General features: G+C 69.3%; 15 protein-coding genes and 1 pseudogene. 8 read left to right on the top strand and 8 right to left on the bottom strand.

Annotated features, from left to right (window positions below; genetic code table 11):
• The first annotated feature begins 37 nt into the window (after positions 1-37).
• The 5 genes and pseudogenes from ABZV38_RS13635 to ABZV38_RS13615 all read left to right on the top strand — a co-directional run bounded on the left by ABZV38_RS13635 (position 38) and on the right by ABZV38_RS13615 (position 6,714).
• Positions 38-1,402 (top strand): ABC transporter substrate-binding protein, encoded by a 1,365-nt coding sequence (locus tag ABZV38_RS13635; protein ID WP_356326977.1) that lies wholly within the window; start codon positions 38-40, stop codon positions 1,400-1,402.
• A gap of 4 nt (positions 1,403-1,406) precedes the next feature.
• A complete protein-coding gene (locus tag ABZV38_RS13630; protein ID WP_356326976.1) occupies positions 1,407-2,792 on the top strand; it encodes a sugar ABC transporter permease in 1,386 nt (461 codons plus the stop codon).
• 97 nt (positions 2,793-2,889) lie between these two features.
• Positions 2,890-3,813, top strand: a complete 924-nt coding sequence (locus ABZV38_RS13625; protein WP_356326975.1) for a carbohydrate ABC transporter permease — start codon at positions 2,890-2,892, stop codon at positions 3,811-3,813.
• Positions 3,814-4,004: 191 nt separating this feature from the next.
• Positions 4,005-4,181, top strand: a pseudogene (locus ABZV38_RS13620) (glycosyltransferase); the annotation flags it as partial.
• Positions 4,182-4,518: 337 nt separating this feature from the next.
• Positions 4,519-6,714, top strand: a complete 2,196-nt coding sequence (locus ABZV38_RS13615; RefSeq protein WP_356326974.1) for a bifunctional glycosyltransferase family 2 protein/CDP-glycerol:glycerophosphate glycerophosphotransferase — start codon at positions 4,519-4,521, stop codon at positions 6,712-6,714.
• Positions 6,715-6,760: 46 nt separating this feature from the next.
• On the opposite strand, the gene ABZV38_RS13610 is transcribed toward ABZV38_RS13615, so the two are convergent.
• The 5 genes from ABZV38_RS13610 to ABZV38_RS13590 form a co-directional block, all read right to left on the bottom strand.
• Positions 6,761-7,135, bottom strand: a complete 375-nt coding sequence (locus ABZV38_RS13610; protein ID WP_356326973.1) for a hypothetical protein — start codon at positions 7,133-7,135, stop codon at positions 6,761-6,763.
• A 73-nt stretch (positions 7,136-7,208) separates the two neighbouring features.
• Positions 7,209-8,726, bottom strand: a complete 1,518-nt coding sequence (locus ABZV38_RS13605; protein WP_356326972.1) for a bifunctional glycosyltransferase/class I SAM-dependent methyltransferase — start codon at positions 8,724-8,726, stop codon at positions 7,209-7,211.
• Between the two features lie 30 nt (positions 8,727-8,756).
• Positions 8,757-10,112: a hypothetical protein gene (locus tag ABZV38_RS13600; RefSeq protein ID WP_356326971.1), complete on the bottom strand. Its 1,356-nt coding sequence runs from the start codon at positions 10,110-10,112 to the stop codon at positions 8,757-8,759.
• Positions 10,113-10,238: 126 nt separating this feature from the next.
• Positions 10,239-13,805: a bifunctional glycosyltransferase family 2 protein/CDP-glycerol:glycerophosphate glycerophosphotransferase gene (locus tag ABZV38_RS13595; RefSeq protein ID WP_356326970.1), complete on the bottom strand. Its 3,567-nt coding sequence runs from the start codon at positions 13,803-13,805 to the stop codon at positions 10,239-10,241.
• A gap of 307 nt (positions 13,806-14,112) precedes the next feature.
• Positions 14,113-14,721 (bottom strand): TetR/AcrR family transcriptional regulator, encoded by a 609-nt coding sequence (locus tag ABZV38_RS13590; RefSeq protein WP_356326969.1) that lies wholly within the window; start codon positions 14,719-14,721, stop codon positions 14,113-14,115.
• Positions 14,722-14,854: 133 nt separating this feature from the next.
• Here ABZV38_RS13590 and ABZV38_RS13585 point away from each other — a divergent pair, with 133 nt between their 5' ends.
• Together ABZV38_RS13585 and ABZV38_RS13580 are read left to right on the top strand one after the other, a co-directional pair.
• On the top strand, positions 14,855-15,808 hold the full coding sequence (locus ABZV38_RS13585; RefSeq protein ID WP_356326968.1) for an ABC transporter permease: 954 nt from the start codon (positions 14,855-14,857) through the stop codon (positions 15,806-15,808).
• A 4-nt stretch (positions 15,809-15,812) separates the two neighbouring features.
• Positions 15,813-16,589: an ABC transporter ATP-binding protein gene (locus tag ABZV38_RS13580; RefSeq protein ID WP_356327045.1), complete on the top strand. Its 777-nt coding sequence runs from the start codon at positions 15,813-15,815 to the stop codon at positions 16,587-16,589.
• Positions 16,590-16,777: 188 nt separating this feature from the next.
• Here the strand turns inward: ABZV38_RS13580 and ABZV38_RS13575 are convergent, their stop codons facing one another.
• Positions 16,778-21,808 carry an NAD-glutamate dehydrogenase gene (locus tag ABZV38_RS13575; protein WP_356326967.1) on the bottom strand — a complete coding sequence of 1,677 codons (5,031 nt, stop codon included), beginning with the start codon at positions 21,806-21,808 and terminating at the stop codon, positions 16,778-16,780.
• A gap of 374 nt (positions 21,809-22,182) precedes the next feature.
• Between ABZV38_RS13575 and ABZV38_RS13570 the strand changes: the two genes are divergently transcribed.
• On the top strand, positions 22,183-22,749 hold the full coding sequence (locus ABZV38_RS13570; RefSeq protein WP_356326965.1) for a DJ-1/PfpI family protein: 567 nt from the start codon (positions 22,183-22,185) through the stop codon (positions 22,747-22,749).
• 62 nt (positions 22,750-22,811) lie between these two features.
• On the opposite strand, the gene ABZV38_RS13565 is transcribed toward ABZV38_RS13570, so the two are convergent.
• Together ABZV38_RS13565 and ABZV38_RS13560 are read right to left on the bottom strand one after the other, a co-directional pair.
• Positions 22,812-23,483 carry an HAD family hydrolase gene (locus ABZV38_RS13565; protein ID WP_356326964.1) on the bottom strand — a complete coding sequence of 224 codons (672 nt, stop codon included), beginning with the start codon at positions 23,481-23,483 and terminating at the stop codon, positions 22,812-22,814.
• A gap of 68 nt (positions 23,484-23,551) precedes the next feature.
• Positions 23,552-24,058, bottom strand: coding sequence for a hypothetical protein (locus ABZV38_RS13560; RefSeq protein WP_356326963.1), 507 nt, complete (start codon positions 24,056-24,058; stop codon positions 23,552-23,554).
• Positions 24,059-24,139: the final 81 nt, after the last annotated feature.

Here is a 24,139-nt window from a genome sequence, read left to right as displayed (position 1 = left end):
CATGTACAGGCAGGCGCACAGGAGAGACGGGGCACGGATGCGCACAACGCTTCGGATTCGCAGGGCCGCCATGGTGTTCACCGCCATCGGCGCATTGGCCCTCACCGGCTGCGGTGACGGCGGTAGCGGAAAGGGAAAGGCGGGCGGAGGCTCCAGCAGCTCCGAGAAGACGCCTTCGGGCGTCGCACTGCCCAAGCTGGACGGCGAGAAGATCTCGGTCGCGGCCGTTTGGACCGGCCCCGAGCAGGCCAACTTCGTCAAGGTCCTCAAGGAGTTCGAGAAGCGCACGGGCGCCACGGTCACCTTCGTCCCTGCGCAGGACCCGATCGTCAACTTCCTCGGTACGAAGATCGCGGGCGGTCAGCCGCCGGATGTCGCGATGATCCCGCAGGTCGGCGCGATCAAGCAGGCCGTGGAGAAGAAGTGGGCCAAGCCGGTGGGCGCCGACGCCAAGGCCCAGCTGGACAAGAACTACTCGAAGGTCTGGCAGGACCTCGGCGCGGTGGACGGCACCCAGTACGGCGTCTACTTCAAGGCCGCCAACAAGTCCCTGATCTGGTACAACGCCAAGGCATTCGAGAACGCGGGGGCGAGCGAACCGAAGACCTGGAAGGACTTCCTGGCCACGGCCGAGACGGTCTCCGCCTCGGGTGTCACCCCGGTCTCGGTCGGCGGGGCGGACGGCTGGACCCTCACCGACTGGTTCGAGAACATCTACCTCTCCCAGGCGGGCCCGGAGAAGTACGACCAGCTGGCCCAGCACAAGATCAAGTGGACGGACCCGTCCGTCAAGGATGCGCTGACCACGCTCGCCGAGCTCTTCGGCAAGCCGTCCCTGATCGCGGGCGGCGCCGACGGTGCGCTGCAGACGGAGTTCCCGGTCTCGGTCACCCAGACGTTCACCGGCGGCGACCAGCCCAAGGGCGCCATGGTCTTCGAGGGCGACTTCGTCGGCGTCAACATCGCGCAGACCAAGGCGAAGATCGGTACGGATGCCAAGGTGTTCCCGTTCCCGGCGGTCGGCGCCGAGTCCCCCGTGGTGACGGGCGGTGACGCGGCGGTGGCCCTGAAGGACAGCAAGGGCGCCCAGGCCCTGCTGACCTGGCTGGCCTCGACGGACGCGGCGAAAATCTGGGCCGAGCAGGGCGGGTTCATCTCGCCGAACAAGTCCCTGGACACCGCCGCGTATCCGAACGAGGTGCAGCGCACGATGGCGAAGGCGCTGATCGCGGCCGGTGACGCCGTCCGCTTCGACATGTCCGACCAGGCCCCGCAGTCGTTCGGCGGGACGCCCGGGAAGGGCGAGTGGAAGACCCTCCAGGACTTCCTGAAGAACCCGAAGGACATCGCGGGGACCCAGGCGAAACTGGAGTCCGACGCGGCCAAGGCGTACAAGAGCTGACGGGATGACGACAGCGACAGCGGGGGGCGCCGACGCGGTGCCCCCCGCCGACAAGCGTCCCCCTGAGCGCTCCGAGCGCCCTGAGCAGCCACGCCCCCGCAGGAGCGTGACCGGCACCCGGAAGATCGTCGCGACGGCGTTCCTGCTGCCCGCGCTGGTGCTGCTCGGCGCGCTCGTGCTCTATCCGATCGGGTACTCCGTCTACCGGTCGTTCTTCGACCAGTCGGGTACGGGCTTCGCCGGTCTCGACAACTACAAGGCGCTGTTCACGGACGACACCATCCGTACAGCGGTCAAGAACAACGCGATCTGGGTCGTCTTCGCGCCGACGATCTCGACCGCGCTCGGGCTGATCTTCGCGGTGCTGACCGAGCGGATCCGCTGGGGTACGGCGTTCAAGCTGATCGTCTTCATGCCGATGGCGATCTCGATGCTGGCCGCGGGCATCATCTTCCGGCTGGTGTACGACCAGGCCCCGGAGCGCGGGGTCGCCAACGCCGTATGGGTGGGTGTGCACGACACGTTCGCCGAGTCGGCCGGCTTCCCGAAGGCGCATCCGCTGCCCGTCCATCCGCTCAGGGCGGGCGGCGGCGGATCGTTCGTCACAAAGGTGCCGGTACGGACCGGCGAACCCGTCCAATTGCCGCTGGTGGGTGTGGCGCCCGCAAAGATGCCGACCGATGCGAAGCCCGCGAAGGCCGCCCCGACGGAGGCCGGGAAGATCACCGGCACGGCGTGGCTGGACTTCACCAGGGGCGGCGGCGGCAAGCCCAATGTCATCGACACCAAGGAGCTCGGGCTCAAGGGCATCGAGGTCGAGGCGGTCAGGAAAGGCAAGGTGGTCGCGTCGGCGAAGGCCGCCGCGGACGGTACGTTCACCCTGCCCGCCTCGGCCGACGGCGCCCTGCTCCGGCTCCCCGCATCGAACTTCAAGGAGCCGTACAACGGGGTCGACTGGCTCGGCCCGACTCTGGTGACACCCGGGATCATCGGCAGTTACGTCTGGATGTGGGCAGGCTTCGCCATGGTGCTGATCGCGGCGGGACTTGCCGGGCTGCCGCGTGAACTCCTCGAAGCGGCCCGGGTGGACGGCGCGAACGAGTGGCAGGTGTTCCGCCGGATCACGGTGCCGATGCTCGCGCCCGTGCTCGCGGTCGTGCTGGTCACGCTGATGATCAACGTCCTGAAGATCTTCGACCTGGTCTTCATCATCGCCCCGGGCTCCTCCCAGGACGATGCGAACGTCCTGGCCCTCCAGCTGTACCGGTCCTCGTTCGGCACGGACGCGGACCTCGGGATCGGCAGCGCCATCGCCGTACTCCTGCTGCTGCTGGTGATCCCGGTGATGATCTTCAATGTCCGCCGGATACGGAGGGAGGGGCGCCGATGACCACTCCGTCGGCCATGTTCACCTCCAGCCGGGGGTCCGGGGGTTGTCCCCCGGGAAAGCACAGCAATGTCCGCCGGACACGGAAGGAGGGGCGCCGATGACAACCCCGTCGACGACGGCCGCGGCCACCCGCACGGCCCCGGCTTCCGGGACCGGCGCGGTGCGGGCGAAGCAGTCCCTCGGTTCACGGATCGCGGCCCGCGCCGGCGGCGGCGTGATGCGGGTCTTCCTCATCCTGGTGGGCCTGTTCTGGCTGATGCCGACCATCGGACTGCTGCTCTCCTCGCTGCGCAGCGGCGAGGAGATCGCGGCGACCGGCTGGTGGAAGGTCTTCACCGCCCCGTCCCAGCTCACCTTCGACAACTACTCCCGGCTGCTGGACAATTCGACCATCACCCACTCCCTCCTGAGCACGGTGATGATCACCGTCCCGGCGACGGTCCTGGTCGTGGTGATCGGCTCGCTCGCCGGGTACGCCTTCGCCTGGATGGACTTCCCGGGCCGCGACTGGTGGTTCCTGCTGGTCGTCGGGTTGCTGGTGGTCCCGGTGCAGGTCGCTCTCGTCCCGGTCTCCAAGCTTTTCGGCGAGATCGGGATCTTCGAGACGACGTTCGGTGTGGTCCTCTTCCACACGGCGTTCGGACTGCCCTTCGCGATCTTCCTGCTGCGGAACTTCTTCGCGGAGATCCCGCGCGAACTCCTGGAGGCGGCCCGGCTCGACGGGGCGGGCGAGATCCGGCTCTTCACCCGGGTCGTGATGCCGCTGGGCGGTCCGGCGATCGCCTCGCTCGGAATCTTCCAGTTCCTCTGGGTGTGGAACGACATGCTGGTCGCGCTGATCTTCGCGGACTCCGACTCGCCGCCGATCACCGTGGCGTTGCAGCAGCAGGTACGGCAGTTCGGCAACAACATCGATGTGCTGGCGCCCGGCGCCTTCGTGTCGATGGTGATTCCCCTCGCCGTGTTCTTCGCCTTCCAGCGCCAGTTCGTCTCCGGCGTGATGGCGGGCGCGGTCAAGTAGCAGCACCACACAGAAATCCATCAGCTGTACGTCGACCAGATGTACGTCAACCTGGGGCGCATCCCGTTACTCCCAACGGGTGCGCCCCACCTGGCACTACGCGCGAATGCCACGTTTCGGCGTAACCAATGCACCCCATCGGCCGTTTGCGGACCACCCGCCCGCACCAGCGAACGACCCATGGATGTGTTGTGCCCAGGTTCAGTGTCATCGTGCCCGCGTACCGGGTTCAGGCGTATCTGCACGAGAGCCTGGACTCGGTGCTGAGCCAGTCCTTCGAGGACTTCGAGATCATCGCGGTCGATGACTGTTCCCCCGATTCCTGCGGCGCGATCACCGAGGGGTTCGCCGCCCGCGGCAGCCGGGTCGGCCAGGAGCTGCGGCGGGCGGCGTTCCGGGCGCGGTTCTGCCCGTACGACGACGGGCACGCGGCGGGGCGAGTGGTGCGCCGGGGGTTCCTGGGCGACACGACCGTGCAGGCCCGCGGTGCCTGCGGTGTCCCTCGCAAAGCGGCAGCCGGAACCCGTGCCGGCCCCTGCGTCCGTCCCCCTACCGGCGCTGTCGGGCGGGACCTCGCCGGGACGCAGTCCGTCAACCGGACCTGACTGCCCGACCACCTGACTTCCCGGCCTTCCGACTTCCATGTGTCCCCCGTCGCCCCCGCTGTCCGCGCCCACGTGCGCCAGTGACCGAGAAAGAGCGTGTATGCCCCGCCTGAGTGTCATCATCCCCGTCCGCAGCGCCCGAGGACACCTGCGCGAGTGCCTGGAGTCGGTGCTCTCGCAGTCGTTCACGGATATCGAGGTGATCGGTGTCGACGACGGGGCGCCGGACGGCTCGGGCCTGCTGCTGGACGAGTTCGCAGCCCGGGACGAGCGAGTGCAGGCCATCCGTCTCCCGGCGGGCGAGGGCCCCGCCGGACGGCGCAACGCCGGGGCCCAGCGGGCCCTCGGGAACCATCTCCTCTTCCTGGAGGGGAACTTCGTCCTGCTGCCGGGCGCACTGCAGGCCGTCGCCGACGCGCTGGACGGGGCGGGCGACCCGGAACTGCTGCTGTTCGGCCATCACAAGCGGTCGTTCCGCGGCAGGCCACGGCCGACCCGGTCGCTGGAGCTGCTGCACGAACTGCCCGCGGGTCCCCTCACTCTCGCCGGACACCCCGAGCTCCTCGACATCGCACCGGTCTCCTGGAACCGGGCCGTACGCCGCACCCTCCACGAGTCCGAGAAGCTGACCTTCGGCCCCGGACCGCACGGCGAGCGGATGTACGCGCTCCAGACGCTGGCCGTCGCCGAATCCGTCGCCGTCCTGCCGGTCGCCTGCGTCGAGCACCGCCAGCAGCGCTATCTGCCCGGCCTCGCAGACGAGTCGGAGCCGACCGACGGCACGACACCGCTCCAGCTCGTCGAGGCGTACGCGGGGCTGATGACGTTCCTCCAGGACCGGCCGGCCCTGCATCCGCTGCTGCCGATGCTCTTCGAGCGGGCAGTCCAGGAACTCCTGGCCGGATACCCGTCGGTGGAGCGGCGGCGCAGGCGGTACGTGCGGTCCGTGGCCGCGTTCCACCGTACGCACCGGCCCGAGGGGCACCGGTTTCCCAGCGGCGCAAAGGGGCTGCGGCCGCGGCTGATCGGCGACGGCCGGTTCGCCGCACTCGGCGCCCTCGACACCGCCCTCGCCCTGCGTCGGAGGATGCGCTCCGTGCCCGCCGCACTCCGGGCACAGGCGAAGCGCACGCTGTCCGCGCGCTACTACTGGTGGCAGCGCAGGCGCTCGCTGGACCGCGGGCTCGCCGTCTACGCCGCGTACTGGAACCGCGGGGTCAGCTGCAACCCGGAGGCGATCTTCCGCAAGGCCCAGGAGCTGGCCCCGCAGGTACGCGGGGTGTGGGTGGTGTCGAAGAACCAGGTGGACACGGTGCCGCCCGGCATCGACCATGTGGTGCCGGGCACCCGCCGCTACTGGGCGACGCTGGCCCGTGCCACGTACTTCATCAACAACGTCAACTTCCCCGACCACCTGGTCAAACGCCCCGGTCAGGTCCATGTGATGACCCACCACGGCACTCCCTTGAAGATCATGGGTCTGGACCAGCAGGAGTATCCGGCGGCGGCACAGGGGCTGAACTTCGACCGGCTGCTGCAGCGCATCGACCGGTGGGACTGGAGCATCTCCGCCAACCCGCACTCCACGGAGGTGTGGGCCCGCGCCTACCCGACCGCCGCGCGCTCGCTCGAAACTGGCTACCCGCGCAATGACATCTTCACCACGGCGACGGCCGGCCAGATCGCCGAGATCCGGGCCGGGCTGGGCATCCGCCCCGGTCAGCGGAGCGTACTGTACGCGCCGACCCACCGCGACTACGAGGCATCGTTCACCAGCAGGATCGATCTGGAACGGCTCGCCGAGGCGCTCGGCCCCGACACCGTGATCATGGTCCGGGCGCACTACTTCTACGACGGCGCCGGGCTGCCGGACCGTCCGTCGATCCTCGATGTCTGCGACCATCCGCGGATCGAGGAGCTGTGCCTGGCGGCCGACGCACTGGTGACGGACTACTCGTCGGTGATGTTCGACTATGCGGCGCTGGACCGGCCCATCGTGGTGCACGCCCCGGACTGGGAGACGTACCGCACGGTGCGCGGGGTCTGCTTCGACCTGGTGTCCGGGGAGCCGGGCGACACCCCGGGGGCCGTCTCCACCAGCACGGGCGAGCTGGCCCGGATCTTCCTCGACGGCAGCTGGAACAGCCCGGAGAGCGAGGCGCTGCGGGCCGCGTTCCGGGCGAGGTTCTGTCCGCACGACGACGGGCGGGCGTCGGAGCGAGTGGTTCGGGCGGTCCTGCTGGGGGAAGCGGAGGCACCCGGCGGGCGTTTGTCCTCAACCGCCGGACGGGCTTGATCTTCCCGCCCGGCGATCGATCGCGCACCCGCTCCCACGAAGCTCCTCAGCGTTGCTGGCCCGCCATGACCGTGGCGAGCCCGATGACCACGAGCAGCGAGCCGCCCCAGGTCCACATCGAGGTCCGCTCGTGCAGCACCGTCGATCCGGCCAGCACGATCAGCAGGTAGCCGAGCGCATTGAACGGGTACGCGATGCTCAGCGGCACCTTGGCCAGCGTCGCCATCCAGGCGAGCGCGGACACCGCGAAGACGACCAGCCCGAGGACGACCCACGGGCTGGTCGCTGCACGCATCGCCAGGGATCCGCCCTCGCGCCCGGCGGCCGCCGCGGCGCCCTTCATCCCGTGCTTGAGCATGATCTGGCCGCCCGCCGACGCGAACACGGCGAACAGGAGCAGCGTCAGACTGGGCAGGGTCAAGGTCTTGCTCCTGACTGCGGCGGCGGGCACGGGCCCGGGGGCGCGTGTGAGGGTGGGCACGGAGCCCGCGGTCTCAGACCCCGACCTGGCCGGCAGGGGCGTACTGTCGGTTGAGGATGTCCTGTACATCGACGTGCTCTCCAGCGATGATCGTCTCGGCCGCATGCGGGGTGAGCAGTGCGACGTGCTGATAGCCGAACAGCGTCGGCCGGACCCTGGTCAGCAGCTTCGACAGGCCGCCGAGAATCGTGGCGAGCGGTCCGCGGCCGCCGAGCAGCGACCAGAACGGCGCCCCGGTGGACGCGATGTCGAGCACGTCGTAGCCGGCGTTCCGGACGGTGCGGCGCAGGCTGGCCCGGGTGAAGAAACGCAGATGCGTCTCGTCGAGGATGCCGCGCCGGTCGTAGTCGAAGACTCCGAACGCGACCCGCAGCCGTGAATACCAGTGGCTGAAGTTCGGCACGGACAGCAGCACATGGCCACCCGGCCGGAGCACGGTCGCGGCCTCGGCGAGGACGCGTTCGGGACGGGAGAGGTGCTCGATGACATCTCCGGCGACCACATAGTCGAAGTCGGTACCGATCTCGTCGGGCAGCCCCTCCTCCAGGTCGGCGAGGTAGAAGTGCGTGCAACTCTCGCGGACGCCCGGGACCTCGATGTAGTCGACGCCGGTCACTTCGTGGCCGAGCGCTTCCAGGCGCTGCGCGAACAGGCCGCCGGAGCAGCCGAGATCGAGGACGCGGCCGGGCGGCAGTGCTCGCATCTTCTCCAGGATGACGGCGTGCGAGGAGCCGTCGCCTTCCTTGAAGGCGTACTCGACGGGCTTGGGGATCCAGGCGCAGGTGCCGAACCCCTTGATGGCGAGGCGGTATTCGAGGACGTCCTTGACGACGTCCTTCGCGTACTTCATGCCGTTGACGTAGCAGATCTCGTCGCCGTAGTACGTCGGGACGGGGATCTCCTTGATCCGCATCCCTGCGTTGAGCAACTGGACGATGATCTGGGTGTCGAAGTCGAACGCGTCGGTGTTCCGGGCAATGGGCAGCTTCTTGAGCGCCTCGACGCTGTAGGCGCGGTAGCCGGAGTGGAATTCGGTGAGCTGCGAGCCGAGGAGCCCGTTCTCCAGGCGGGTGAGAATGCGATTGCCGAGCCACTTGTACATCGGCATGCCGCCCTTGAGGGCGCCGCCGGACTTCATCATCCGCGAACCGAACACGGCTTCGCATTCACCGCGTTCGATCGGTCCGACCATCTCGGGCAGCAGTTCGGGGGCGTACTGCCCGTCACCGTGCAGCAGCACGATGATGTCCAGTCCGTGTTCGGCGGCCAGCGCGTATCCGGCCTTCTGGTTTCCGCCGTATCCGAGATTCTTGGTGTGCCGCATCACGACGGTCCGCGGCATTCCCTCCGCCAGTGACCAGCGGCATCCTGCGGTGAAGGTCGCGTCATGACTCGCGTCGTCGAGAATGAGGATCTCGGAGAGCCGGGACCGGAAATCCTCCGGAATCCGGTCGAGGGTGTTCTCCAGCGTCGACTCGGCGTTGTACGCGACCACCAGGATGCCGATCCTGGGGTTCGTGCTTTCCTTCACGGAAGGTTCTCCAGTTGTGCTCGGGTGTGGTCAGTTGACGGCGGAACCGGACGGATGCGAGGTACGGGGCGCCGTGACCGATGCCGGTTCGGCGGGGGACGACGAAGGCCAGTCCGGCGGGGTGGCGAGGATCTTGCGGACGCCGGTGACCAGACAGATCGCGAGCACGAACCAGCCGGCAGTGCCCAGCTGCAGCACCGTTTCGCTCCAGCGCACGGCAGAGCGTCCCTGGTAGCCGAGGACGGCCGTCCAGCCGAGTACGCAGCTGTATGCGAGCCCCTCCCAGAACCCGATGACGAACATCCCGGCCGCGGCCCAGGTCAGGTACTGCAGGCCGGATGCGGTGGTGAGGAGCAGCAGCAGGCCCATCGTCACGGCGACGGCGCCGGGCAGCTGCGCGGGCCGGACCAGGGCCAGCCAGACGCCGACGGCCACGCAGATCACGACGGAGATGTAGTGGCCCTCGCCGCGGATGAAGGCGATGAACGCCTCCGGCAGACCCAGCGCATCGGCGAACCGGACGAGCCCCCAGAGGCGATAGCCGCCGCCCGCGTACTCCAGGACGTTCTCCTTGAGGTTCTCCGGCACGGCCACCAGGACGGGTCCCCAGACGAGCGCGACCAGCGCGGTGAACCCCGCGGTGAAGCGGACGAACACCGGCCTGCCGCCCCGCAGTGCGACGACGAACAGCGCCGGAATCACCACGACCGGGATGAACTTGACGCTGATCGACAGCGCGGCGGCCACCCCGGCGGCCAGCGGCGACCTCCGGTCGGCCAGCAGATACGCGGCGGCGAACGCAAAGGCGATGGCAACCGCGTCGGTGTTGCCGTGGTAGCCCGAGGTGGCGATCAGGACCGGGCAGAGGGCCACGCCGATCCCGCAGGCGACCGCGGTACGCAGGCTGCGGCGCCGCCGGGCAATTTCGAACACGATGAGTGTGCAGAAAAAGTCGGCGATCGAGGCAGGTGATCGAATCAGCACCCCGAACGGAATTCCGATTTCGGCGAGCTCATTCAGCCCCAGGAGCATCCAGCCGGCCAGCGGTGGATGGTTGTAGACGGGCAGACCCGGCAACGGCTGTTCATAAATGCGAACGGGACCGTAAACGGTGACGGCCTTTGCGAAACCTTGGAAAATGCGCACGTCGGCAGGGCCCGGCGTGTTCACCGCTACCAGCATTCTGACAAGCAGCCCGATGGTCGCGGCGACGAGCACGACAGCTCTTGCGCGTCGCACGTTCCAGGCGTCGCACCACATTCGGATACCCATGAAAACAGAACGTAGCAACCCGCAGCCGCTATTCAGTGCACCGATCAACACACTTAAGCGCACGAGGGAATCGATTCCCTGCCCATCTGCACGTACACCGGAGGCACAAATCACTCGAACGGTTCACACATCCCGCATTGCCGGTGTGACCCTTCTCGTTCACCACCGCTTCACCCCGGGTTCCGGTCCCCGGTCCCGCGCGGGCACGGGGACCGGAACCGGGGAACACACCGGCGTGGACTACCGGGGCGCGGCCTGCACCATCCGGTCGACCACCCGCTCCGCCGCATGCCCGTCGTCGAGGTCGCAGAAGTCCCGCCGAAATGCCTCGTACGCCTGCGCGTGTCCCGCGGTGGCCCGAACCGGGTCGCGCAGCGCCTCGATGAGAGCGGCGGAGTCGGGGATCAGCGGGCCGGGGGCGCGGTTCTCGAAGTCGAAACAGAAGCCGCGCAGGGTGTCGCGGTAGTGGGCGAGGTCGTACGTGTGGAACAGCATCGGACGACCGGTCTGGGCGAAGTCGAACATCAGCGAGGAGTAGTCGGTGACCAGCGCATCGCTGATCAGCATCAGCTCGCCGACGTCCCCGTAGCGCGAGACGTCCCGCACGACGCCGCTGCCGGAGTCCGGGAGCCGGTCGGCGACCAGATAGTGACGGCGCACCAACAGCACTGTATCGGAGCCGAGTTCGCGTTCGGCCGCGGCCAGGTCGAGCTGGAGGTCGAGGGCGAATCTGCCGCCGCCCTGCGGCCGGTCCTCGCGCCAGGTCGGCGCGTACAGCACGACCCGCTTGCCTCTGGGGATCCCCAGCCGCTCCCGTACCGCGGCGGCGACCTTGGTCCGGTCCGAGGCGTGGAAGAGGTCGTTGCGGGGATAGCCGCACTCCAGCATCTCCCCCCGGTAGCCGAAGGAGCGCCGCAGAACGGGGGTGGAGAAGCTGTTCGGGGAGACCAGGACGCTCCACTGGCTTGCGCGCTGTTCGATGGTGGCGATGTAGGCGGCGTTGGCCTGGGCGGTGCCCGCGAGGTCGAGGCCGATGCGCTTGAGCGGAGTGCCGTGCCAGGTCTGGACGACGGTCTGGCCGTCGCGCCGTTCGAACCACTCGGGCAGCTGGGTGTTGGTGACGATGTGGCGGCTGCGGGCCAGCGCTTCGTGCCAGGCGGCGGAGCCGTGGACCACGGCGGTGGCGCCCGCGGGGATCCGGGCCTGCTGATCGCGTACGACCCACAGATGCTCGAACGCGGTGGTGCGGGCGGCCAGTTCCTCGTAGATCGCGCGCGGCGAGTCGGAGTACTGGCGCCCGTCGAAGCTGCTGTGCAGGACGGTGTCACGCAGCGGGGCGGTGCGCTGTCCGGCGTACGCCTCGCGCAGCAGCCGCTTGCCGCGGGCGCCGCGCTCCGCCGCGGTGAGCATGGACGCGCAGTTGACGAGCAGCTGGTCGTGGTAGCGCCGCTCGATGACGTAGGTGCGGCCCGCGAGCGTACGGGCGGCGGGGAGGGTGCGGTGGGCGGCGGCCGGGATACGCAGCGGCATGTCGCCCGTGTCGTCGGCGGCGCCCTTCGGGCGGAGGAAGAAGTACCAGTGGCCCTCACCCAGGGGCAGCGGGCCGCCGGGCGCTTCTACGGCGTCGGGCCGCAGCTCGGCCCGGAACCTCCGGGCCTGCGCCGGCCCGGAGAACGCCACCGGGAAGACGGCCTCCTCGTGGTGACCGCTGTGCCGGGCCACCAGCTCGACGGGGTGGTCGGGGTCGTCGGGGAAGGAGCCCTCCAGGAGCAGCAGCCCGTCCTCCGTCCAGGTCGCCAGCTCGCAGGCGGGCTGCACAGGCCGGTCGCTGATCAGCAGATTGCCTCGCGAGGTGGCGGTGAGCGCGAGCTCGCGCCGCTCGTCGTCGCGCCCTTCGGGTGCGGACGAACCGATCGGGTAGCGGCCCGGCGGAACAGGGCCCGGCACGTCGATCGGTGTCCTGCGGCCGTCCGGTCCGACCAGATGCAGGCTGTACGCGACGGCGCCCGCTCCCGTCGTCGGCCGCGCGTCGGTGACCGCTGCGAGCGGGATCACGGCGGAGAAGCGCCGCCAGCCCGACGCCGACGGCACAGCGCCCTCGTGGACGGTCGCCGGGCAGTCGAAGGAGGTGCCGGAGGGACGGTGGGTGAGGCCGATCCGCAGCGGCTCCTTGCCAAGGCGGTCGCGGATCATGCCGCCGATCACCACGGTGGCGGTCCCGTCTCCCGCGTCGCCCGCCCGGTGCGTCTCGAACCGGGCGTCGATCCGCTCCGCGTGCACCACCAGCTTGCCGCCCTCGAAGGCGGGCACGATCCGGTGGTCGCCGTCCGGCCGGTGCACGGGCGGCGCCGCCGCGGACTCGTCGGTGGAGACGTCGGAGCGGCGCAGCATCCCGTGTCCGGCGATGCCGACTTCGAGGCGCCAGGTGAGCCGTTCGGTGTCGCCGTCGGCGGAGATCCGGAGCCGGGCCGGGTCGATGACCGTCTCGAAACCGGACCGGTCGTAGTCGTGCAGGCTCTGCCGGGAGCGGGCGGTGGCCTCCGGTTCATCGGCCGTACGCAGCCGCAGCGGCACCACATGCCGGCGCCCGGCCCGCAGCCAGCCGGCCCGGAACTCGCTGTGCCGCGAGCCGGCGGGCAGGTTGTGGATGTACGCGTACCCCTTGAGGTGCAGCTTGCCGCCCTGCCAGTGCGCCTCGCGCAGCCGGGCGGTGAGCGGCAGGTCCCGGTCGCCGATCCGCAGCACCGAGCGCGGTACCGGCTGGGTGAGGGCCGGGTACGAGGCGCTGCGGCGCCGCACGCCCCGCACGGCGAAGGCGCCGGGTTCGGCCTTGTCGTGGGCGAGCAGCTCCAGGAGTTCGTCGGTGCGCCGCTCGCGTACGAGATGCCACATCACCCGCAGCCGCAGCGGCAGCCCGTCGAGGACGGCCGGGTCGACCTGGTCGGTGAACTCGTTGGCGTACGTGAGGAAGGCGCGGCGGTACTCGTCGTCGCCGTCGGGCAGGGCCTCCATGAAGTACCAGAGGTCGTTGGCGAGGACATGCGCCTCGTAGTGGCGTTTGTCGGCGGCGCTGCGGTGCTGTTCGAGGAAGGTGGAGACGCCCAGTACGTGCGAGGCCCGGTCCTGGATGCCGCGGACGACGGCACGGCGGGCGGTGATCGAGCCGACGCGGTCCCGCCAGTGGTAGACGGCGTCCTTGACGACGTCGACGGAGCGGGCCAAGAAGTGAGCGGGGAGGACGACGGGGATGTCCTCGTAGAGGGTGCCGACCGGGAAGGCGAAGGCGTGCTCGTCCCAGAAGGACCGGCGGAAGACCTTGTTGCAGGCAATCCGGTCGGCGGCGAGGTCCCAGTCGCGGGAGATGTGGGTGCGCAGCCGGGTGGTCGCCATGGGCTTGCGGAAGTTGGGCGACTGCTGGAGCTTGCCGGAGGCCCGCAGCCGGAGCACATTGCCGGTTGCGATGTCCGATCCCGTCTCGTCGAGTGCGCCGACGAGGAGTTCGTACGCCCGGGGCGGCAGGATGTCGTCGCTGTCGACGAAGGCGACGTAGCCGCTGCCCGGGTCGCAGTTGCGGACACCGGTGTTGCGGGCGTGCCCGAGGCCGCCGTTCTTCTGCCTCACCAGCCGGAACCGGCTGTCCTGTTCTGCGAAGGCAGTGGCCAGGGCGGCACTGTCGTCGGTGGACCCGTCGTCGACCATCACCACCTCGAGGTCGGCCATGGTCTGCTCCGCGAGGGACTTCAGGCAGTCCGTCAGGTAGAGCTCCACGTTGTAGACGGGGACGACGACACTGAGCCGTGGCGGCATGTTGAGCACGTCCGTTCATCGGGGGCCTGGTTGTCCGTATGGCTCAACCGCGTGAACGACCGGGGGTCACCGGTTACGGCCTCGAATGAGTGACATCACAAGCCGTTCAGGAACACCATCGCATCACACGGTCGGCGGCGTGCCCGACATCGTACGGACAGAACCGCTCCCGGAACACGACCCTCAGCCGGGCCGCCCGCTGCGACCTCCGCCCCCCGATCCGCAGGACGATCTCCGGCATCTCGTGCTCGGTGCGGAGTTACCCGATGGACGGATAACGGGTCACATCCACCCCCTGGGCAGGCGGTCAGTTCTTGTTGAGGGCGGCGACGGCCGACTCGGCCAGATCGTCCAGATAGCCCTTGGGCAGCGCGCCGCGGACCACGGCGAGCCGCCAGTACAGCGGGCCGACGATCAGGTCCAGGGCGCGGTCCGGGTCGCTGTCCTCGGGCAGCTCGCCGCGGGCGACGGCGTCCCGGACGACCACGGCGGCGATGCCCTGCTGCGGGTCCAGCAGGGCCGACTTGATCGTGTCGGAGATCTCCGGGTTGCGCGCCGCCTCGACCAGCAGATCCGGGATGACCTGCGAGGCGACGGGGTGGCGCAGCGCGTAGGCGGCCAGCTGGAGCACAGCGCGGACATCCCCGTACAGCGAACCGGTGGCCGGCGCCGGCATGCCCTGGACCGCGACGGCGGAGACCAGGTCGAGGACGAGGGCCAGCTTGGACTTCCAGCGGCGGTAGACGGCGGTCTTGCCGACCCCCGCGCGCCGGGCGATGCCCTCGATCGACATCCGGGCGAAGCCGACCGCCGCCAGCTCCTCGAAGACGGCGCTGCGGATGGCATCGGTGACGTCCTCGCGCAGCACAGCGGCTCCGGCGGGGACGCGGCGGCGGGTTCCCGGGTCGGTGGTCATGGTCCGAATGATAGTCCGTAACGACGAAACGGTTGCGTTGCGACGTGGTCACGTCCTACTCTCGGCGTTGCGACGATACGGTTCCGTTCCGGCGTCCGCGACGATGGTTCCTGTCCTCCCGTCGAAAGCGATCGTGGTGAGCCAGACAACAGCCCCGCCGACCACCCCGGCGGTGACCGACGCAGCCCCCGCCTACCTCCTCCCGGTCCACGGACCGGGCGAGCTCGCCGCGCTCGCGGCCCGGCACGGGCTGACCGTGAGCGGGGCCCGGCCGACGCTCGGCGCGTACGTCCGGCAGCTGTGGGGCCGCCGGCACTTCATCACGGCATTCGCCACCGCCAAGCTCACCGCCCAGTACAGCCAGGCGAAGCTCGGCCAGATCTGGCAGATCATGACCCCGCTGCTCAACGCGACGGTCTACTACTTCATCTTCGGCATCCTGATGAACACGAAGAAGAACGTCGAGGACTTCGTTCCGTTCCTCGTCACGGGCGTGTTCATCTGGACCTTCACCAGCAGCTCGATCACCGCGGGCACCCGCGCGATCAGCGGCAACCTCGGCCTCGTCCGGGCCCTGCACTTCCCGCGCGCCTCGCTGCCCATCGCACTGGCGCTGCAGCAGCTCCAGCAGCTGCTGTTCTCAATGGGTGCACTGGTCCTGATCCTGATCGGGTTCGGGCAGTTCCCCCGGCCGTCGTGGCTGCTGGCGATCCCGGCGCTGACTCTTCAGGCCGTCTTCAACACCGGCGTCTCGATGGTCGTGGCGCGGCTGGCCGCCCGGACCCCGGACATCGCGCAACTGACGCCGTTCGTCCTGCGCACCTGGATGTACGCGTCGGGTGTCATGTTCAGCATCGACGACCACCTGAAGGGGGACGACAGGGTTCCGCACTTCGTGAAAGTGGCGCTGGAGTGCAATCCGGCCGCCGTCTTCATCGACCTGATGCGGTTCGCACTCATCGACAGCTTCAGCGGGGCGCAGCTGCCCCCGCATGTGTGGGCCGTCGCCACGGGCTGGGCGCTCGTGTGCGGGGTGGGCGGCTTCGTGTATTTCTGGAAGGCCGAGGAGCTGTACGGACGTGGCTGAGAACATGACGGACAACAAGGAGCGGGTGCCGACCGTCGTCGTGGACGACGTTCACATCACCTACAAGGTCAACGGCGCGCGCACCGGGAAGGGCAGCGCCACCTCGGCCCTCAGCAGGATCGCTTCCCGGCGGCAGACCCCCGGCGTGCGCGAGGTGCACGCCGTGAAGGGCGTCAGCTTCGCCGCGTACAAGGGCGAGGCGATCGGCCTGATCGGTTCCAACGGCTCGGGGAAGTCGACGCTGCTGAAAGCCATCGCCGGTCTGCTACCGCCGTCGAAGGGCCGGGTGCACACCCAGGGGCAGCCGTCGCTGCTCGGCGTGAACGCGGCGCTGATGAGCGATCTGACCGGCGAGCGGAACGTCATCCTCGGTGGGCTGGCGATGGGCATGACGCGCGACGAGATCCGCGAGCGCTACCAGCGGATCGTCGACTTCTCCGGCATCAACGAGAAGGGCGACTTCATCACGCTGCCGATGCGTACGTACTCGTCGGGCATGGGTGCCAGGCTGCGTTTCTCCATCGCCGCCGCCAAGAGCCATGACGTCCTGCTGATCGACGAGGCGCTGTCCACGGGCGACGCCAAGTTCCAGCGGCGCAGCAAGGAGCGGATCATCGAGCTGCGCAAGGAGGCGGGCACCGTGTTCCTGGTCAGCCACAGCAACAAGTCGATCACCGAGACCTGCGACCGGGCGCTCTGGCTGGAGTCGGGAACGCTGCGGATGGACGGTCCGGCGGAGGAAGTCGTCGCCGCGTACGAGAAGTTCACCACCAAGAAGTGAAGTCCGCCGCCGAGACCCGCCTGCTCTGATCACTCCGGCCGGGCCGAGCCCGGCCGGCACCGTCAAGCCCGTCCGGCGATGGAGGACACCTCCGTCGCCGGACGGTCAGGCACCCGTTCCGGCCCGTCCGGCATCTGAGGACGAAGCGGCTGCCGGACGCACCCGGCAGCCGCTTCGTCCTCGGACCACTACCCGTGCGTACGCAGCAGCGTCCGCATCGTGCGCATAGCCACCGACAGGTTCGCCAGATCGAACGAGTCCGACCCCTGGATCTCCTCCAGCGTGGAGCGCGAACGCGTCAGGATCGCCGCGTTCTTCTCCTCCCAGGCCGCATACCGCTCCTCCGGCGTCGACGTCCCGTTGCCCACACTCAGCACATCCCCGGTGAGCGCGGCATGCGCTGCGTACAGGTCCTCGCGGATGGAGGCGCGGGCCATGGACTGCCAGCGGTCGTTCCGCGGCAGTTCGATGATCCGGTCCATCAGCTGGGTGACGCCCAGCCGGTCGCCGAGGTCGTAGTAGACCTCGGCGACGGCAAGGGGGTCCTTGCCGATGCGCTCGGCGATCGCCACGATGTCGAGCGCCGGGAAGGCGGACGAGAATCCTGCGACGCGCTGCGCCAGTTCGTCCGGGACGCCCACCTCGGTCAGCTCGTCCAGGATCGACTGGTACCACTCCTGGTCGGCGCCCCTCAGCATCTTGGGCAGTTCGGCCCAGACCTGGTCGACGCCGTCCTTGAAGAAGCCGATCGTCTCGGCGATCTCCAGCGGCTGCGGCCGGTTGCCGAGCAGCCAGCGCGAGCCGCGCTCGACGAGCCGGCGCGAGTGCAGCCGGATCCGGGTCTGCACATCGGCGGCGACCTTGTTGTCGAGCGCCTCGACGGCGTCCCACACCTGGCCGAGGCCGAAGATCTCGCGGGCCGCGGTCTGGGCCCGCACGATCTCCGCGATCGACGCGCCGGTCTCTTCCCGCAGCCGGTGCAGGAAGGTCGAACCACCGGTGTTCACCGTGTCGTTGACCAGCACCGTGGTGATGATCTCGCGGCGCAGCGCGTGCCCGTCGACCGCCTCGGGGAACTGCGCGCGCAGCTGCGCGGGGAAGTAGGCGTACAGCAGCTTCTGCAGGTACGGGTCGTCCGGCAGGCTGGTCTTGATCAGCTCGTCGGACGCGGTGATCTTCGTGTAGGCGAGCAGTACTGCTAGCTCGGGCTGGCTGAGCCCCTTACCGCCGTTCAGCAGCTCGCGGATCTGCCGGTCGGTGGGCAGGAACTCCAGCGCCCGGTCGAGGTGTCCGTCGCGGCCGAGACGGCGCATGAAGCGCTGCTGGGCGTGGAGCAGGGAGGCGGACTGGGCGACGGAATTGGCGAGCGCGGTGTTCTGCGCGTAGTTGTTGCGCAGCACCAGACGCCCGATCTCGTCGGTCATCTCGGCGAGCAGCTTGTTGCGCTGCTTGACGGTCATGTCGCCGTCCCGGACCAGGCTGTTGAGCAGGATCTTGATGTTCACCTCGTGGTCGGAGGTGTCCACACCGGCGCTGTTGTCGATCGCGTCGGTGTTGATCCGGCCGCCGCCCCGGGCGAATTCGATCCGGCCGAACTGGGTGGCGCCGAGATTGCCGCCCTCGCCGACGACCTTGGCACGCAGGTCCTCGCCGTTGACGCGGATCGCGTCGTTGGCCTTGTCGCCGACGTCGGCGTTCGACTCGGCGGAGGACTTGATGTACGTACCGATGCCGCCGTTCCACAGCAGGTCGACGCGGGACTTGAGGATGGTCTTCATCAGGTCGGCAGGCGTCATCTTGGTGATACCGGACTCGATGCCGAGCGCCTCGCGGACGTGCGCGTTGACCGGGATCGACTTCGCGGTACGGGGGTGGATGCCGCCGCCCGCGGAGAGCAGTTCCTTGTTGTAGTCGGCCCAGGAGCTGCGCGGCAGGTCGAAGAGGCGACGCCGCTCGGCGTACGAGGTGGCGGCGTCCGGGGTCGGGTCGAGGAAGATGTGCCGGTGGTCGAAGGCTGCGACGAGCCGGATGTGCTCGGAGAGCAGCATGCCGTTGCCGAACACGTCACCGGACATGTCGCCGACGCCGACGACCGTGAAGTCCTCGGTCTGGGTGTCGTGGCCGAGCTCGCGGAAGTGCCGCTTGACGGACTCCCAGGCGCCGCGGGCGGTGATGCCCATGCCCTTGTGGTCGTACCCGGCGGAGCCGCCGGAGGCGAACGCGTCGCCGAGCCAGAAGCCGTACGCGACGGCGACCTCGTTGGCGATGTCGGAGAAGCTCGCGGTGCCCTTGTCGGCGGCGACGACGAGATACGTGTCGTCCTCGTCGTGGCGGACGACGCCGACGGGCGGCACGACCTCGCCGGCCACCAGGTTGTCGGTGATGTCGAGCAGCGCCGAGATGAACGTCCGGTACGAGGCGATGCCCTCGGCCAGCCAGGCGTCACGGTCGACGGCCGGGTCCGGCAGCTGCTTGGCGACGAAGCCGCCCTTGGCTCCGACCGGCACGATGACGGTGTTCTTCACCATCTGCGCCTTGACCAGGCCGAGGATCTCCGTACGGAAGTCCTCCCGCCGGTCCGACCACCGCAGGCCACCACGGGCGACCTTGCCGAAGCGCAGGTGGACGCCCTCGACTCGCGGCGAGTACACCCAGATCTCGAACGCCGGGCGGGGCGCCGGCAGGTCCGGGATGGCCTGCGGGTCGAACTTCATCGAGATGTACGAGTGCGGCTTCCCGTCGTCCGCCTCCTGGAAGAAGTTGGTGCGCAGGGTGGCCTTGATGACAGTGAGGAAGGACCGCAGGATCCGGTCCTCGTCGAGCGAGGCGACCTGGTCGAGCGCCCCGTCGAGCTCCTCGAGGAGACCGTCGGTCAGCTCGGTGCCGGCGCTCTGCCGGCCCGGCGACATCCGTGCCTCGAAGAGGGAGATCAGCAGCCGGGTGGTGTGGACGTTGTTACGGAGGGTGTCCTCCATGTAGTCCTGGCTGAAGGTCGAACCGGCCTGACGCATGTACTTCGCGTAGGCGCGCAGCACCATCGCCTGCCGCCAGTTCAGACCGGCGCCGAGCACCAGGGTGTTGAAGCCGTCGTTCTCGGCCCCACCGGTCCACACCGCTGCGAACGCGTCCTGGAAGCGGTCGCGGGCGTCGTCGGCGAGGTAGTTGCCACTGCCGTTGACCTCCGGCATCCGCAGACCGAAGTCGTAGATCCAGGCGTGCGTACGGTCTGCGCAGCGCAGCTCGTACGGACGCTCGTCGACGACCTCGACACCGAGCCGCTGGAGCGCCGGGAGGACGGCGGAGAGGGAGACCTGCTCGCCGGTCCGGTAGATCTTGAAGCGGCGCTCGCCGGGGGCGGCGCCGACCGGCTCGTACAGGCTGAGCGCGAAGTCCTTCCCGTCGTGCTTGAGCGCTTCGAGGTGGACCAGGTCGGCGACGGCGGAGCGCGGCGAGTGGTCGGCCTTGTAGCCCTCGGGGAACGAGTGACCGTACTGCCGCATCAGCTCGGCGGCGCGCTCCTCACCGCACTCGGCGTTCAGCGCCTCCTGGAAGCCGTCGGCCCAGGAGCGGGCGGCCTCGACGAGGCGGGCCTCGACGCGGTCGGTCTCGGTGTCGGTGAGGTCGGGCAGCTCGGTGCCGGGCGCGACACGGACGACGAAGTGCAGCCGGGACAGGATCGACTCGGTGTTCCAGGCGGTGAAGTCGACGCTGGTGCCGCCGAGCTCCTCCTTCAGGATGTCGACCAGCCGGAGCCGCACACCGGTGGTGTAGCGGTCGCGCGGCAGGTAGACGATCGCGGAGTAGTAGCGCCCGTACTCGTCCTGGCGCAGGTACAGCCGCAGCCGGCGCCGCTCCTGGAGGTAGAGCACGGAGGTGACGATGGAGCGCAGCTGGTCGACGGGCGTCTGGAAGAGCTCGTCGCGCGGGTACGTCTCCAGGATCTGCAGCAGGTCGCGGCCGTCGTGGCTGTTGGGCGAGAAGCCCGCGCCCTCCAGCACCTCGGCGACCTTGCGGCGGATGACGGGCACCCGGCGCACGGACTCGGTGTAGGCGGCGGACGAGAACAGTCCGAGGAAGCGGCGCTCACCGATGACGTTGCCGTCGGCGTCGAACTTCTTCACCCCGACGTAGTCGAGGTAGCTGGGGCGGTGCACGGTCGACCGGCTGTTCGCCTTGGTCAGGATGAGCAGCTTGCGCTCACGGGCCTTGGCGCGGGCGTCGGCGGGCAGCCGGCCGAAGGACGGGCTGACCGGGTGCGCCTCGTCCTCGCTGTGGTGCGGGTCGGAGCGCAGGATGCCGAGGCCGGTGCCGGGGACGGCGGCCAGCGCGTCGGTCTCCTTCAGCTCGTACTCGCGGTACCCGAGGAAGGTGAAGTGGTCGGCGGCGAGCCAGCGCAGCAGCTCCCGCGCCTCGTTCACCTCTTCGTCGGCGAGGGCATCGAGCGGCTCGCCGGGCAGGTCGTCGGCGATGCGCAGCGCTGCGTCGCGCATCTTCTCCCAGTCCTCGACGGTCTCCCGTACGTCGGACAGCACCCGCAGCAGGTTCTCGGCGATCTGCTTGAGGTCGGAGCGGTCGGTCTCGCGGTCGATCTCGACGTGGATCCAGGACTCGACGAGCGCGTCGTGCGGCAGTGCGGTCCTGGTGTCCTTGGCCCCGTCGGCGCCCTTGCGGGCCTGCGGGCCCACCGAGAGGCCGTTGCCCTCGGCGAGGACCTCGATGAGCTTGCCGGTGACATCGCGCCGGACAACGATCTGCGGGTGGATCACGACATGGATGCCGCGCCCCTGCCGGGACAGCTCATTGGTGACGGAGTCGACCAGGAACGGCATGTCGTCCGTGACGACCTCGACGACGGAGTGGCTGGACGTCCAGCCGTTCTCTTCGACGGTCGGGGTGTGCACCCGCACGTTCGCGGTGCCCTGCGGGCGGATCTCCGCGAGCCGGTAATGGGAGGAAGCGGCGCCGAAGACATCGACCGGGTCGCGGCCGGCGAGGTCCTCCGGAGCGGTGTGCAGGTAGTAGCGCTGGAGGTAGGAGAGCAGCACGTCCTGGCCGGGACGCTCGTCCTGCCCGGCCTTGGAGCCACCGGCCCCGGTGCCTGCCACGTGCACCCGGGTGGTACCGCCCGGGCCGCCGACACCACCGCCCGGGCTGTTGTCAGCTACCTTGGCGGCCCGTGCGAGCAGCTCGGCCTTGGCTTCGTCCAGCTTGGTCTGCATGTCCTCTGGCTCCTGTCGCGCGCCGTTGCGTGACGTAGGTGAAAAAGGCGACGTACCGCCACGACACGGGGTTTCCGGTCTGAGACGACGCTATGCCGCTATGAGAGATGCCCGGGACCTTATTGGCCATTTTTGGCAGTGGGTCCGGGACGAGGGGATCAGCCCGGGCACGTTGGCACTCCGGGCGCAGGCCGGGGGCTTCACTGCCCCCGAGGCGTATCGCGCTGATCACGGGTCCAGGCTATCTCGCCCGCACCCGGAACCGTCATGAGCCGTATGTGTACAAAAGATGGTCCCGAACTTTGACACTCTGGACAGCGCGCGACGGACAGATGCACGCTTATGGGAGACGTCCGCGCGAGGGGAGCCGCACCATGGCACCGAAGATCCTGATCGTCACCGGCGACGCTGCCGAATCCCTGGAGGTCCTCTACCCGTACCAGCGGCTGCGCGAGGAGGGGTACGACGTCCACATCGCGGCCCCCGCCCGCAAGACACTCCGCTTCGTGGTCCACGACTTCGAGCCCGGCTTCGACACGTACACCGAGAAGCCCGGCTACACCTGGCCGGCCGACCTGGCATTCTCCGAGGTGGACGCCGGTGACTACGTAGCCCTGGTCATCCCCGGCGGACGCGCCCCCGAGTACCTGCGCAACGACGCCGAACTCCGCAAGATCATCAAGGCCTTCTTCGACACGGACAAGCCGGTGGCGCAGATCTGCCACGGCCCCTTGCTGACGGCGGCGATCGGCGAGCTGGGCGGCCGCCGTGTCACCGCGTACCCCGCGCTGGAACTCGACATGCAGACGGCGGGCGCCACCTTCGAGGACCACGAAGCGGTGGTCGACGGCACCCTGATCTCGTCCCGCGCCTGGCCGGACCACTCGGCCTGGATGCGCGAGTTCCTGAAGGTCCTGCGTACCAAGGCTCCCGCGGACTAGGCCCTCCCACACGGATCGTTCCGGGCCGTTTCGGATCCTGCCGGGCCCGGCAGCCCCATCCCTCAGCCGGCCATCCGCTCGGCGAGCGCCACAGCCTCGCCCAGGCTGTCCACCACCGGCACCCCGGCCGCCTCCAGGCTGCTCCGGCTGTGCGACCCCCCGGTGTAGAGCACTGCGCGCGCACCGACATGCGCCGCGGCCACCGCGTCGTCCACCGCATCACCGATCACCACCGTGCAATCGGGAGACACTCCGTCCAGCGCGGCAAAGTGCCGCTCCATGTGCTGCGCCTTGCTGCCGCCGGACGGCCCGGTGCGGCCGTCGACCCGCGTGAAGTGCCGCTCGATTCCGTACCCCCGCACCACCGGGACCAGCTGCTCGTGGACGTACATGCTCAGCAGCGACTGACTGCGGCCGGCCAGCTGCCACTGCGCGAGCAGCTCCTCGGCACCCGTGGTGAGCCCGCAGGCGGCCCGCTGCTCCATGTAGTACCGGTGGAAGATCCCGTCCATCCGCTCCCACTCGGCCTCGGTGGGCAGCCGGCCCATCAGCCGCTCGTAGAAGCGCGGGATCGGGATGCAGTACATCTCGCGGTACTGCTCAAGCGTGATCGGCTCCATGCCGACCTCGGCGAACGCGGCGTTCGTCGCACCGACGACCGCGGCGTTGTCGTCGAGCAGTGTGCCGTTCCAGTCCCAGACCAGATGCGTGCGGTGCTTCCCGTTCGTCCCCATGGAATGAAAATACCCGCCGGGTACGACAACGGGCCCGCGCCCTGCGCCTGCGCGCTCGACCTGCGCCGTCAGCCGATCAGGTTGGGAATCTCCTGCACCCCGAACCAGAGCAGCTCATGATCCTCGGCGCCGTCCACGACGAACTGCGCGTCGTCGTCGCCGAGGTCCGCAGCGCCGAGCACCGACGCGGCCGCCGCCACGTCCTTCTCCGCGTCGTCCGCGTCGACATGCACCGCGGCCGCCTTCACCAGCGCCACCGCGGAACCGATGCGCACCTCGCCGAGCGACGACGGGTCCAGGCTGTGGTCGGGGTCGGCGACTGCTTGCCCGTCCGGCACGTCGACGGCGACGACCACCCGCCTGCGCACCGCACCGGGATCCCCCGCGATCAGACGCAGCGAGGCGGCCGCGGCCCGGTTGAGCGCCGCGTACTCCAGCTCCTCGATGTCGTCGGAGACGTACCACTCACGCAGTGCGGGAGTCACCGCGTACGCGGTCAGCGGACCGGGGCCGACTTCGCCCGCCCGGTGCGCCGCTGCGAGACCGGAGAGGGTCAGGGGGACGTACACGCGCATGGCTGGCCGCTTTCGTAGTCGGAGACGCCCTCAGGATACGTGCGCGTCCCCCTTCGGGGTTACGAGTACGGCCCCCGACTC

The sequence above is a fragment of the Streptomyces sp. NPDC005181 genome, from assembly GCF_040608395.1.
Lineage (GTDB): Bacteria > Actinomycetota > Actinomycetes > Streptomycetales > Streptomycetaceae > Streptomyces.
Note: the sequence above shows the minus strand (reverse complement) of the source record. Positions and strands in the feature narration are given on the sequence as shown.